14 protein-coding genes are annotated in these 12913 nt (G+C 72.8%); 8 read left to right on the top strand and 6 right to left on the bottom strand.

The features are described 5' to 3' along the window. The 3 genes from ACFFNX_RS26215 to ACFFNX_RS26205 all read left to right on the top strand — a co-directional run. Positions 1–1202, top strand: a 1202-nt coding sequence (locus ACFFNX_RS26215) for a leucyl aminopeptidase (RefSeq protein ID WP_378207657.1), incomplete at its 5' end; no start/stop codon positions are given. Next, positions 1199–2113: a PhzF family phenazine biosynthesis isomerase gene (locus ACFFNX_RS26210; protein ID WP_378207655.1), complete on the top strand. Its 915-nt coding sequence runs from the start codon at positions 1199–1201 to the stop codon at positions 2111–2113. The genes ACFFNX_RS26215 and ACFFNX_RS26210, both read left to right, overlap by 4 nt. Before the next feature lie 96 nt (positions 2114–2209). After that, complete coding sequence (locus ACFFNX_RS26205) at positions 2210–3331, top strand: alpha/beta hydrolase (RefSeq protein WP_378207652.1); 1122 nt, start codon at positions 2210–2212, stop codon at positions 3329–3331. Here the strand turns inward: ACFFNX_RS26205 and ACFFNX_RS26200 are convergent. Then, the gene (locus ACFFNX_RS26200; protein ID WP_378207649.1) at positions 3288–4253 is read right to left on the bottom strand and encodes a GlxA family transcriptional regulator; all 966 of its coding nucleotides are present in this window, start codon (positions 4251–4253) and stop codon (positions 3288–3290) included. The two genes, ACFFNX_RS26205 and ACFFNX_RS26200, sit on opposite strands and share 44 nt — an antisense overlap. Before the next feature lie 70 nt (positions 4254–4323). Here ACFFNX_RS26200 and ACFFNX_RS26195 point away from each other — a divergent pair, with 70 nt between their 5' ends. Beyond that, positions 4324–5610: an MFS transporter gene (locus ACFFNX_RS26195; protein WP_378207646.1), complete on the top strand. Its 1287-nt coding sequence runs from the start codon at positions 4324–4326 to the stop codon at positions 5608–5610. Here ACFFNX_RS26195 and ACFFNX_RS26190 read toward each other — a convergent pair. From ACFFNX_RS26190 to ACFFNX_RS26175, 4 genes are all read right to left on the bottom strand, one after another. Further along, on the bottom strand, positions 5526–6557 hold the full coding sequence (locus ACFFNX_RS26190; RefSeq protein ID WP_378207643.1) for a PH domain-containing protein: 1032 nt from the start codon (positions 6555–6557) through the stop codon (positions 5526–5528). The two genes, ACFFNX_RS26195 and ACFFNX_RS26190, sit on opposite strands and share 85 nt — an antisense overlap. 10 nt (positions 6558–6567) lie before the next feature. Further along, positions 6568–7110, bottom strand: coding sequence for a PH domain-containing protein (locus ACFFNX_RS26185; RefSeq protein ID WP_378207641.1), 543 nt, complete (start codon positions 7108–7110; stop codon positions 6568–6570). Beyond that, positions 7107–7682, bottom strand: a complete 576-nt coding sequence (locus ACFFNX_RS26180) for a hypothetical protein (protein ID WP_378207638.1) — start codon at positions 7680–7682, stop codon at positions 7107–7109. Before ACFFNX_RS26180 ends, ACFFNX_RS26185 begins: the two co-directional genes overlap by 4 nt. Positions 7683–7777: 95 nt before the next feature. Beyond that, positions 7778–8710 (bottom strand): alpha/beta fold hydrolase, encoded by a 933-nt coding sequence (locus ACFFNX_RS26175; RefSeq protein ID WP_378207635.1) that lies wholly within the window; start codon positions 8708–8710, stop codon positions 7778–7780. Between the two features lie 71 nt (positions 8711–8781). Between ACFFNX_RS26175 and ACFFNX_RS26170 the strand changes: the two genes are divergently transcribed. The 4 genes from ACFFNX_RS26170 (at position 8782) to ACFFNX_RS26155 (ending at position 12140) form a co-directional block, all read left to right on the top strand. Then, entirely contained in the window at positions 8782–9375 is a 594-nt protein-coding gene (locus ACFFNX_RS26170) for a TetR/AcrR family transcriptional regulator (protein WP_378207632.1), read from the top strand. Positions 9376–10143: 768 nt separating this feature from the next. Beyond that, on the top strand, positions 10144–10677 hold the full coding sequence (locus ACFFNX_RS26165) for a hypothetical protein (RefSeq protein ID WP_378207629.1): 534 nt from the start codon (positions 10144–10146) through the stop codon (positions 10675–10677). Next, entirely contained in the window at positions 10674–11120 is a 447-nt protein-coding gene (locus ACFFNX_RS26160; protein WP_378207626.1) for a DUF3592 domain-containing protein, read from the top strand. Before ACFFNX_RS26165 ends, ACFFNX_RS26160 begins: the two co-directional genes overlap by 4 nt. A gap of 252 nt (positions 11121–11372) precedes the next feature. After that, a complete protein-coding gene (locus ACFFNX_RS26155) occupies positions 11373–12140 on the top strand; it encodes a hypothetical protein (RefSeq protein WP_378207623.1) in 768 nt (255 codons plus the stop codon). A 216-nt stretch (positions 12141–12356) separates the two neighbouring features. Here ACFFNX_RS26155 and ACFFNX_RS26150 read toward each other — a convergent pair whose 3' ends face one another. Beyond that, entirely contained in the window at positions 12357–12638 is a 282-nt protein-coding gene (locus ACFFNX_RS26150) for a hypothetical protein (RefSeq protein WP_378207620.1), read from the bottom strand. Positions 12639–12913 lie beyond the last annotated feature (275 nt).

The raw sequence follows: 12913 nt of genomic DNA, 5'->3' as shown, positions 1-12913 counted from the left end.
GGGCGGCCGGTGTGGCCGCCCGCGCCCTGACGGGCCTCGGACGGGCCGCCCTGGCGTTTCCGGTGCGAACCCCCGAGGCGGCGGAGGCCGTGGCGGTGGGCGGCCTGCTCGGCGCGTACGCCTTCACGGGCTACCGCGCCGCCGCCGGCCGCGAGGAACCCGTCGGTGAGCTGGTGATCGTCGCCGACGACGCGGTACGGGCCGGTATCCGGCGCGGCACCGTGATCGGGCAGGAGCTGAACCGCTGCCGCGACCTCGTCAACGCTCCGGCGAACGACCTGACGCCGGAGGCCTTCGCCGACGCCGTACGGGCGGCCGGAGAGGAGCACGGGCTCGCGGTCGACGTGCTCGACGAGAAGGCCCTCGCCGCCGGTTCGTACGGAGGCATCCTCGGCGTCGGGCAGGGATCGGTCCGCCCGCCGCGCCTGGTCCGGATCGCGCACACCCATCGCGACGCGCGGCTGCGCCTCGCCTTCGTCGGCAAGGGCATCACCTACGACTCGGGCGGCATCTCGCTCAAGCCGGTCGGCTTCAACGAGATCATGAAACGGGACATGGCCGGCGCCGCCGCCGTGTTCGCCGCCGTGGTGGCCGCCGCCCGGCTCGAACTCCCGGTCGACGTCACGGGCTGGCTCGCCCTCGCCGAGAACATGCCGTCCGGTTCGGCCACCCGCCCCGGCGACGTGCTGCGGATGTACGGCGGGCGGACCGTCGAGGTACTCAACACCGACGCCGAAGGACGCCTGGTCCTCGCCGACGCCCTCACGCGCGCCGGCGAGGACGCGCCCGACGCGATCGTGGACGTCGCCACGCTGACCGCCGCGATGAAGATGGCCCTGGGGCACCGCATGTTCGGCGTGATGTCCGGGAACGACGCCTTCCGCGACCAGGTCGTCGAGGCCGCCCGGCGCTCCGGGGAGCAGGCGTGGCCGATGCCGCTGCCGCCCGACCTGCGCCCGAGCCTGGACTCCCCCGTGGCCGACATCGCCAATATCGGCGAGCGCATGGGAGGAGGCCTCGTCGCCGGACTGTTCCTGAAGGAGTTCACGCCGGACGGCACGCCGTGGGCCCACCTCGACATCGCCGGCCCGGCCTTCAACGAGAGCGCGCCGTACGGCTACACCCCGAAGGGCGGCACGGGGGCCGCCGTACGGACCCTGGTGCGGCTGGCCGAGGACGCCGCGGCCGATGGGCCGCGATGAGGGTCCTCTACCAGGTCGACGCGTTCACCCGCACGCCGTACACGGGGAACCCGGCGGGGGTGGTGCTCGGCGCGGAGGGCATGCCGGACGACGAGATGCTCGCGGTCGCGCGGGAACTCGGCAACTCCGAGACGGCCTTCGTCCTTCCCGCCGACGCCGACGACCATGACGTACGCGTCCGGTTCTTCACCCCCACGACGGAGGTGCCCACGTGCGGGCACGCGACCGTGGGGGCGCACTTCGCCCGTGCCGTCGAGTACGCCCTGCCGTCGTGCTCGTTCGTCCAGCGGACCGGCGGCGGGCTCACCCAGCGCGTCGAGATCCACCGCGACGGCGACCGCGTACGGATCGGGATGCGTCAAGGAGTCGCCACCTTCGGTCCCGAACTGCGCGGTGACCAGGTCGACCGGCTCCTGCGCGCGCTCGGAGCCGGCCCCGGCGACCTGCCGGACGACGGCCCCGTCGAGGTCGTCTCCACCGGCCACTCCAAGGTGGTCGTGCCGCTGCGGGAACGCGCCGTCGTGGACGCGCTGCGCCCCGATCCGGCGGCGTTGACGGCGCTCAGCCGCGAGGTGGGCAGCAACGGGTTCTTCGTCTTCGCCCGCTCCGCCGGCGGACCCGGCCCGCTCACCTGGGCGCGGATGTTCGCACCCGCGATCGGCATCGCCGAGGACCCGGTGACCGGCAACGGGCACGGCCCCCTCGGCGCCTATCTCCTGCGGCACGGCCTCGCGCCGGCGCCGGGCGGCCGCCTGGCGTTCACCGGACGTCAGGGGGCGGCGATGGGACGCCCCGGCGACGTCCGGGTGCTCGTCGAGGTGCGGCCCGGCGGCGCGTTCGAGGTCTCGATCAGCGGCGACGCGGCGGTCGCGTTCCGCGGCGAGCTCGGCCCGCCGCGTCCTCGCCCGTGAACGTCTCCCGGGGCCCGCTCTGGCGCGAACGACGGTTTCGGGGCACCGTACGGTAGGCCCGCGTCCCTACCGACGAGTCCTCGCGAGGTCGATTCGATGCCCCGAAGCGCAAACGACGTCAGCCGTCCCCCACTTTCGGCGCGGATCCAGAAGACCGCCATGCGGCTCACCTTCCGGCTCCCCGAGCCCGTCAAGCGGCGCATCGCCGGACCCGCCGTCCAGATCGACGGCCTGACGCTGGGCCTCGACGCGCAACTGCTGACCGAGATGAGCCGGCGCGTCGGCTTCTCCCTCGTCGTCAACGAATCGCCGGAGGAGTCCCGCGCGGCCATGGAGAACGGCCGGTACACGCTGGCAGGGCCGCGCTACAAGGACGTCGTCCGCGAGAACCTGGCCATCGACAGCGCCCACGGCGACCTCCACGCGACCCTCTACACGCCGAGCCGCCTCACCGCGCCCGCTCCCCTGCTGGTGTTCTTCCACGGGGGCGGGTGGGCCATCGGCAGCCGAAACTCCTATGACTCCCTCGTGTCCTTCCTCGCGCACCACGCCCGCGTGAAGATCATGTCGGTTGACTACCGCCTGGCGCCCGAGCATCCGTTCCCGGCCGCCTTCGAAGACGCGGTGGCCGCGTTCGAGCACGCTCACCGGCACGCCGACGACCTGGGCGTCGACCGGGCCCGCACCGCCGTCGGAGGCGACAGCGCCGGTGGCCAGCTCGCCGCCGTACTCGCCCAGGTCACCGCCCGTGGGGAGGGCCCGCGCCCGTCACACCAGTTCCTGTTCTATCCCGCCACCGACCTCACCGGTCGCCGCCCCTCGCGCGACCTGTTCGCCGATGGGCTCATCCTCACCGACCGCGACATCAGCTGGTTCGCGGACCAGTACGCCGCGGCCGCCGATCGGTCCGACCCGCGGCTCTCCCCGCTGCTGGGCGAGGTGGACGCCTCGATCCCGCCGGCCTACATCGCGACCGCCGGGTTCGACCCGCTGCGCGACGAGGGCGAGCGATACGCGGAAAAACTGCGGCAGGCCGGTGTGGAGGTGACCCTGCACCGCGAGACCGACCTCGTCCACGGCTACCTCACCTTCTTCGCCGTCGCAGCCCGCTTCCGGACGGCGACCCTGGAGGCCGCGCGCGCCATCCACGACCGCCTGCACGCGGCCTCCGAGATCAACCGGTCGCCGCAAGATCCCGGGTCCGGACATCACGGGTGAAGGTGCGCCGGTAGGCGGTCGGCGTGGTGTTCAGCGTCCGCCGGAAGTGCAGCCGCAGGTTGGCGGCGGTGCCCAGGCCGCAGTCGCGTGCCACCTGCTCGATCGGAAGGTCGGTGGTCTCCAGCAGTTCCCGTGCCAGGCCGACCCGGGCGGTGACCAGCCATCGCAGCGGCGTCGTGCCCGTCTCTTCGGCGAAGCGGCGCATGAACGAGCGCTGTGACATGCGGGCGTGACGCGCCAGTTCGGTCACCGAAAGCGGCCGGTCGAGGCGTTGCAGCGCCCAGGCACGGGTCTCGGCGAGAACGTTGTCACCGGCCACGGCCACCGGCGCGGGCACGTACTGGGCCTGCCCGCCGTCGCGGTGCGGCGCCGCGACCAGGCTCCGGGCGATCCGGTTGGCCACGACGGCGCCCAGGTCACGGCGCACGATGTGCAGGCACAGATCGATGCCGCAGCACACTCCGGCCGAGGTGAGCACCTCGCCCTCGTCGACGTAGAGAACGTCGCGGTCCACCTGGACGGCCGGGTACTCCCGCTCGAGGTCGTCGATGTGCCGCCAGTGGGTGGTGGCGTGCAGCCCGTCCAGCACCCCGGCCGCGGCCAGCGCGAACGCGCCGGTGCAGATCGACACGACCCGCCGGCGACGGTCGTGGGCCTCGGCCAGGGCGTCGAGCACGACCTGCGGTGGCGACCGTGGCGGCTCGAAGCCGGGCACGATGACGGTGTCCGCCTTGCGGAGCCCGTCGAGCCCGCCGTCCACGACCAGTTCGAAGCCGACGGTGGTCGTCACGCGATCGGTCAGCGCGCACAACGTCACCTCGTACGGGGTCTCCGGACGCGCACCGAACACCTGCGCCGGAATGGCCAGGTCGAGCGGGGTCACGCCGTCCAGCGTCAGCACGGCGACACGATGAACAGCCATGGCAGGATTCTAACGAAAAGGGGCAATGCTGCCACTCGCGGATGCGGCGTGACGGGACGAGCCTCGACGTATGACCGGTTCTGTCCCCGACCACGGCATCCGCAGCCCCCTGTTCGCCACCACGCCGCGGGAGTTCCTCACCGAGCGCGGAGACCTGAACACCGGGGCCGCCCCGGGCCGCCGCCCCGGAAGCGGCACCCTGGCGCTCCTGGCCTCGATGGTCGTCTCCTTCCTGGCCGCCTCCAGCGCGCCGACGCCGCTGTACGCCGTGTACGCGGGGAAATGGCACTTCTCGCCGATCACCACCACCGTCGTCTTCGGCGTGTACTCCATCGCCGTCCTGCTCGCCCTGCTCGTGCTGGGCCGGCTGTCCGACCACGTCGGCCGCCGGCCGGTGCTGCTGGCCACGCTCGCCGCGCAGACGGTCGCGACCGTCGTGCTCGCCACCGCGGGCGCCGTGGACGCCCTGCTCGCGGGCCGCCTGCTGCAGGGCGTCGCCACCGGTGGGGCTCTCGGCGCGCTGGGCGCGGCGATGCTCGACGTCCACCCCGGGCGCGGCGCGCTCACCAACGCCGCCGCGCCGGGAATGGGCACCGGCGTCGGCGTCCTGCTGTCCGGGTTCCTCGTCCAGTACGCGCCGGAGCCCACGCACCTCGTGTATCTCGTGCTCGCCGGTACGTTCGTCCTGCAGGGTGCCGGCGTGGTCCTGATGCCGGAGACCGTCACGCGCAAGCCGGGCGCGCGCGCCGCTCTCAAGCCCGAACTCGCGGTGCCGCCCGGCCTGCGCGGACCCGTGCTCGCCGCCGCACCGATCCTGTTCGCGGTGTGGGCGCTCGCGGGCTTCTACGGCTCGCTCGGCCCGGCGCTCGCGCGGCAACTGTCCGGCTCCCCCTCGGTGGTCGTCGGCGGGCTCGGCTTCTTCCTGCTGGCCGCCGTCGGGTCGCTGACCACGGTGGCGCTCGACCGCACGCCGCCCCGCACGGTGATGCTGTTCGGCATCGCGGCGCTCGTCGTGGCGGCGGTGGGGACGCTGATCGCGGTCGAGCGGTCTTCGACGGCCGGATTCTTCGCCGCCACCTTCGTGGCCGGCATCGGGTTCGGCGCCGGGTTCCAGGGCGGCATCCGCACCGTCGTCCCCCTCGCCGCCCCGCATGAGCGGGCGGGCGTGCTGTCCGTCCTCTACGTCGTCTGCTACTGCGGCATGGGCGTGCCGTCGGTCGCCGCCGGAGTCCTGGTCGTACACGGCGGCGGACTCATCGGCACCGCCCGCGACTATGCGCTGCTCGTCCTCGTACTCGCCCTCGCGGCACTGGCCGGACTGCTGTCGACGAGCCGTTCCGCGCGACGCGGGAGGTGACGGCGTTCCAGGAACGGGGCGAGGAGATCGGGCACCGCCTCCTCGGCGAAGGCCAGGCCGTCGGAGACGGCGACGTCCCGGACCCGGTAGCAGTTCTCACCGGCGGCCGTGGCCGCCCCCAGCGTGAGCAGGCCGGCCCGCAGCTGGAAGATCGAACGCGAGATGCTCCAGCCGACGATGTCGGTGCGCCTCAGCGCCACCGTCGACCGCGCGAAGACGCCGGCCCGGGTCACCAGATGGCCGCCGCGCAGCCCGTGGCCGAGGGCCCGGTAGGCGCCGAACGCCAGCGTCACCACGGCCGGGACCAGCACCAACGTGCAGATCGCCGCCGCGTGCAGGAAGGACGGGGAGAGCCACCCGCCGAGCACGGCCAGTGCGGCGACGACCGGTGCGACCAGGTTCAGCCCGCGCGTGATCCGCCGCCGCAGGGCGGCGCGTGGGTGCGTCCTGAGCCCGGTCGTGGACAACGGGGACTCGCCCTCGGCCAGCACGGCGGCGGCCGCCCCGAGCGCGTCGGCGCGGGGCATCGGCGGCGTGAGCGGACGCCGCCTGCGGTTCTCGTCCCGGTCGCCGAGGTCGGCGGCCACCGCGCTCTCGCGGGCGCCGCCGGCCCAGCGCAGGAGCATCGGCTCGCGGTGTTCCACGCCGCTGAGCCGTCGCTCTTCGATGGTGACCGACCGGGTGCCGAGCAGACCGCGGCGGATCGAGATGACCCCGCCCGCATCCCGTTCGAGGCGATAGCCGTTCCATCCCTCGATGAGGGTGACGGTCGAGACGATGGCGCCGAGCACGACGACCACCAGCAGGGTCGCCAGAATGCCGAACCACAGGGGTACGGATCCGTAGTGCCGCTCGATGTCCTTGACGAGGCCGAGCCGCAGCGGGTCGACCTTCATCTCGTGCAGCGTGCGGTACGTGGTGCCGACCGCGGCCAGCAGCCCGCCCACCCCCAGACGGTCAGCAGTCCGTACCGGACCCAGGCCCAGTCCATCGTGGCGATCGCGTCGTCGTCGGCCGCCGGCCGGCGGCGGTGTCGCGACGGCTCAGGATCACTCGCCGTAGCTCGCCGGCCCGCGCCCGGCCGAGGCCGTCCAAGGTGAGCCTGCGGCCCGACGCGGCGGTCTGTTCGCCGGTGCCGATCCGTACGGAGGTGAGCCCGAAGACCCGCTGCACCGGATTCGCGCTCAGGTCCACGCTGCGGACGCGGTCGAGCGGCAGAGTGCGTTCGCTGCGGAACAGCAGGCCGGAGCGCAGTTCGATCCGCTCGCCGGTGATCCGGTAGCGAGTGGTGAGGAACCGCATCAGGCCGAACCCGGCCACCGTCAGGAACGTGACGAGGATCGACCCGAGGGTGATCAGGGCCTGCAGGCCGAGCCCGCCGCCGGTGATGAGCAGGGTGCCGCCGAAGGAGGCCGGCGGCGCGGCCAGGAGGCTCAGGTGGACCGGGATCAGGCGGACGTCGAGCCGTTCCCAGGGGTTCGCCGGAGAGCCCGGGGTCATACGGCGTCTCCGGGCGTCGCCTCCGTGCACCGGGTTCGGTGGTCTCCCAGCGGTGCACCCGGTAGCGCCAGACGGGCATGGCGGCCGTGTAGGCGAGTCCGGGGACGAGGGTGCCGGCCTGCGACCAGCCGAACCAGGCCCGGGCGGGCGGGCGGGATGGTCAGGTAGAGCACCGCGAGCACGACCGGCAGCGGGAGGGCGAACGGCGAGGACTGGGCGGTCCACCAGCCGATGGCTCGGCGCTCCACCCGGTTCTGGGGCGGACGGAGACTCAGGTCGTTCATGGGGTCTTCCTGTTTCGCGCTCGTCGTTCCGGCCACGTGCGATACCGCCCTACAGCCCGCCGCCGGTGACCAGATCCCCGGCGCGTGCGGCGACGTCGTCGCCCGCGGCGCACAGCTGGTGGCGTTTGGTGAGCAGGGCGTAGGCGATCCGCCGGTGGTGTGGACCCCGCCGGACGGGTCCCGGTGGGCGGGGAGCAGCGCACCGGCGAGCAGTCCGCAGACGGCGCCCACGCCGAGGCCGGTCAGCTGGAGCTTGATCTCATTGTCGCCGGTGGGAATGGTGTGCACGAAAAGCGCGATGACAATGGCGACGGCGGCGAATGCCCGGCACGCAACGTTATGGCCGCGCTCGGCACCGTCGCGACGCCCGAACGGCGATTCGGTTATCCACCGTTCGGTGGACGGCCGGGCCCGGAGACGGCGGAGGCGTCCCGGCCGAGCTGCTCGATGAAGCGCAGGATCCGGGCGTTGACCCGGTCCGCACACTGGCCGGAGACGGCGTGGGTCGCCTCCGGCCACAGCTCGGCCCGCACCCCGGGCATCAGGTCCCGCGCTCGCTGGAAGGCACGGCGGGGGTCGTGAATGATGCTGCGGCCCGCGATGACCACGAGGCTGGGGACGCGGATCGAGCGAAGCCGGTCGTCGGAGAACGGCCGCGGCTGGGGAAGCGCGACCCGATAGTGCCGCATGCCCTCGGCGATGACCCGCGCCACCGGGTCGTGCACGTCGACCTGGCCCCGCCCGTCGACGTAGGCGATGAACCTGGGCAGCGCGCGGTCGGCCATGAACGGCAGAAGTGTGGGGATCGTGCGAAGCACCGTGCCGAGGGGGATGCGCGCGAAGGTGGCGGCCGGGTCCAGGAGAGTGAGCGACGCGACCCGCCGCGGCGCCCGCACCGCGTAGTTGCAGGCCGTCCACCCGCCTGCGGACATGCCCACCAGGTGCGCGGCCTCGATCCCGAGTTCCTCCAGGGTCGCGGTGAGCCATGCCGCCTGGTCGCCGGCGTCTCGTACCGGGGCCGTCTGCACGCTGCCGCCCGGCTCGCCGAGCAGGTCCACCGAGAGCACGCAGTGGCGTTCGGCCAGCGCGGCGATGTTGGGCCGCCACATGACGCTCGTGCCGTTCCTTCCGTGCAGCAGTACGAGCGGAACGCCGCCGGTGTCGCCGAACCGGTAGACGCGCACCCGGCCGAACGCGGTGGAGACGTCGTGCCGGTCCGCGGGCTCGGGAAGTGCTCGCATGCCCTGCTCGTAGGCGAGTTCGAACTGGGCGCGGCCGGCCGGCGTCGTGAAGCGGCCGATCTTGGCAGAGGGCATCCGATCCCTTTCGCAATACGATCATATTGTAAACTTCCGCGACGAGCATAGCGGCGGAGAGACGAGGGGACATGCCGAGGCGGGTCGACCACGAGGAGCGTCGAAGGCAGATCGCCGACGCGGTGTTGCGCATCGCGGCCGGCCGCGGCCTGGAGGCGGTCAGCATGCGCGAGGTCGCGACCGAGGCGGGCGTCTCCATCGGCCGGGTCCAGCACTATTTCGCGAGCAAGGATCAGATGCTGGTGTTCGCGGCAGGCCACCTGCGAGAGCACATCGAACAACGCGTCCGGCGGAGCATCGCGGCGGCCGGCCCCGCCCTCACCCCACTGCGGTCGCTCCGCGCCGTCCTGGTCGCGTTGCTGCCGCTCGACCAGGACGGCCGGAACGATGCCCGAGCCGGTGTCGCCGTCCTCATCCGGGCGCTCGGCGAACCCGGGCTCGCCGGGCGATACCGGAGCGGCCGGTCCGACGTCATCGCGGCGGTGGCGGAGCTGCTCCGGTCCGCGGCGGGCGCCGGCGAACTGCGGGACGACCTCGCCCCGGAGCTGGAGGCGAACATCCTGCTCGCGCTCGTGAGCGGACTCGCCTCGGATCTCCTGCTCGGGCACCACACTCCCGAGCAGGCGGCGGCCATCGTCGACCACCAGCTGGAACGCCTGGCCTGAGCGGAGAAGGGACGGTCCGACACGCCGCCCGCACCGGCTCGATGAGGCGTCAGGCCGTGCGGAAGCGCCCCGGGTTCAGGTGGCCGACGGGAAGCGTGGTCCTGCCGTGCCGGACCAGATCGGCCGCGACCTGGCCGAACGCCGGTGCCATGGCCGCCACCGCCTCGCTGACCGGTGAGGTCCCCGGGCGCCACGTTGTGATCGAGGTCGCCGTACGTGTCGGACAGCGCCACCTTTGACGGATCCGCCGTCGAGGCTGGGGATGCCGAACATCCCGACGCCGCGATGCCCGCGGATGAAGACGGGGAAGGCGGCGGCCACGTACGCGGCCGGGTCGTCGGCCACGTACCACGTCATCACGATCTTCCGTGGGGTCACGCGGCCGGCTCGGGTGCGAACCGGGCGGTCCACAGGGCCGGTGATCACGGCCTGGGCGAATCGGTGGTCGCGGCCACCGGCGCGGACGGTCACTCGGTCCGATGAGGGTTCGATCGCCACGACCGGCGTGCCGCTGACGACGCGTGCGCCGAGCCGCCGTGCGCACCGGGTCGCGGAGAGGACGGCGAACCCGGGGCGAAGCACCCCGGCCAGGCGGTCGAGGACGGCGGCCCCGCCGGGGAACAGCGTGTGCTGCCGACCCCGCGCCTCAGGCACTCCAGATGCTCCGCCTCGCGAAGGACTCGTACGCCGGTTCCGTGTGAGAATCGACGGATCAGTGAACCTCGGATGGGGTGCCGGACGTCGGATCCGGTAGAGGAGGTCGTAGCCGTGACGTTCCCCCCATCGTCCCCGCCCGGGCCGTACGTCGTCCGTGAGCGATCCTCGCGCTGGATCCTGGAGCTCCCGGTCGCGGTGGTGTTCGGTGCCGGCTGGTACCTGTTCTCGACACGGGTCGTGCACGCCTCGGCGCTGTTCGCCCTGGCGGGTCTCTGCCTCGTCGGCTACGGCGTCTTCCGGACGATCCGGCCGGCCCCGACGCTGGAGGCCGGGCCCGACGGCTTCCGGCTCGGCAAGGTCAGCGTGCCCTGGACGTCGATCCGGGCGGTCGTGATCGTGCTGCCCACCGGTCGGACCGGGCCGTCTCCCGCCGTCGAGGTCGGGCTGCGCCTGCACCACGGCGCCCCTCTGCCCGCCGGGATGGACAGCGTCGTTTACGACCCGGGCGACTCGAACGCGATGCAGGCCAGCCGGTCCTTCGGGGCGGGCCGCGTCGACCCGGAGCCCCTGGCCGCGGCGGTCGTGGCCTACGGCCGGGTCGCGGTCGTCGAGTCGGCGGCCGGCGCCGAAAGGAGGATCGGATGAACGGCGCGATGCACTACATGCTCTTCCCGATCTTCACGCTGGTCGGCTCGATCTTCGTCGTCCTCGGCATCCGTACGGTGCTGGAGCACCGGCGGTTCCTGCACACCGCGATACGGGTGCCGGGGACCGTCACGGAGCTCCGCACGGAGTACTCATCGAGCTCTTCCTCCTCCTCCAGCACCCGATCGGTCGTCTATCGCCCGGTGCTCCGCTTCACCACGATGGACGGCCGGATCGTCGAGACCACGAGCCCGTTCGCCGCCAACCCGGCGCCCGCACGTGTGGGGGCGTCCCTGCCGGTGCTCTACGATCCCGCGGATCCGACCAAGGCCCGGCAGGCCGGTACGGGCGGCAGCGGCACCTTCCACGGGCTGATATTCACGGCCGTCGGCCTGCTGTTCGCCATCATCGGCGTCATCGGGGACCTGAGCACGTTCACCTGAACCTCGCCGGAGCGCGCCTGGAGTCCTCCGGGGGCGGCGGCGCGCATCCTCGCGACCGGCCGGGGTTCCGGGAAAGTCGTCTCCTGGGCCACCATGAGTCGGCGGCCCGGGTCCGCGCACGACCCCGGGGTCACGTGGACCGGACGGTCGCCCACACGAACACGACCGGCCATGACACCGCCGTCGAGGCTCGACGCCGTTCCGGCCGATGGCGGCGATGGCCGATCGCCGACGCGGCGTCGGAGGAGACCCATGCACGACGAACACCGCTATCTCACCGAGACGCTTCGCGGCCAGCTGACGCGGCTGGAGCGGTTGCTGTCCGCGGACGTCCATCTGCCGGACGGCCTCGATGACGTGCACCTGCCCGCGTGGCTGCGGCGCACCGAGGGTGAACAGCGGCTTCCGGCGTCGCTGGCGGTGGTGGCGGCGATCGTGTTGCAGATCGTGCTGCCCTCCGAGTTCGCGCTCCGGCCCCACCTGCTGCTGCCGGTACTGGAGGTGGCCCTGCTGGTCGGGCTCATCGCGGCGAACCCCGTACGGATCAACCGGGAGTCCCGGGCCCTGCGCGCCGCCAGTCTCGGCATGCTGGCCGCGATCAGCCTGGGAAACGCGGTCTCCGCGATACTTCTCGTACGGCACCTGGTCGACGGCAGCGCCGGAAACAGCGCGGGCGCGCTGCTGGCCACCGGGGCGGCGATCTGGGGGACGAACGTCATCGCGTTCGCCCTCTGGTACTGGGAGTTGGACCGCGGCGGCCCGGCGGCCCGTGCCAAGGGCGAAGATCCACACCCGGACTTCCTGTTCACCCAGATGACCGCCCCGGAGATCACCCCGCCGAACTGGGAACCGACCTTCCTGGACTACCTGTACCTGTCCTTCACCAACGCGACCGCGTTCAGCCCCACGGACGTGATGCCGCTCAGCCGCTGGGCGAAGATGATGATGCTCTGCCAGTCCGCGGTCTCCATCGTGGCGATCGCCCTCGTCATCTCACGCGCCGTGAACATCTTCAAATGACCGGTCGCCGCTCGACCGCACGATGTCCGTCGCCGAGCGCGGCGCTGCAACGCCCGCCCCACCCAGCTCAGCCATGGCGTAGGACGGCTGCGTGTGGTTCGGGGGCGGGCCGCCGCCGCAGTCTGTCCGGCGGCCTCTGCGCGCCGCCGATCAATGACGTTCAGGGCCGCGGAACGCATGGCGGCGGCCCGCGCCGACGCGGGCCGCCGCCCGGAGTCACGGTCTTCGCTGCCGTGGGACGATCGGTGCCTCGTTCTCCTCCTCGCCGGCGGGCGGGCGCGTGCCGGGCGGGAGGGTCTTCACGCGCAGGCTGGAGCAGAACGGACAGGACGGGTCGATCCACGGCGGCATGCTCGCGGTCCCCTTGTGACGCCAGGTGACCACCTGCCCGCCGTGGCCGTCGTCGGCGTGCCACGCCTCGTACACGCTCTCCCAGGCGTGCTGGCACGTCAGGCAGTTGAAGGGCCAGGTCTGAAGGATGATGTGCGGCTCTCGCATGATTTGCTGCGCTCCTGGAATCGGCAGGACGTGCTGGCAGATCACGGTGGGCGCGGAACCCCGTACACGCACGCGAGGATGAGAGGTCACGGCGGCTCGAAGCGGCCGGGACCACGTCGCGGTGTGTCAGGGGTGCGCCGGCGCCGTCACGTACGCGAGGAGCACAGATCGATCAGCAGGCCCGCGCCCGACCGCGCCGCGGGCGGACGCGACCAGCGCTCACCCGAGCGGACGCACGCCGGCCGGGTGGCCGCGCCGGTGTCCGGCGTGGCCAG

Source organism: Actinoallomurus acaciae (genome assembly GCF_042429965.1).
GTDB classification, from domain to species: Bacteria; Actinomycetota; Actinomycetes; order Streptosporangiales; family Streptosporangiaceae; genus Actinoallomurus; species Actinoallomurus acaciae.
This window is presented reverse-complemented; position numbering and strand designations above follow the sequence as displayed.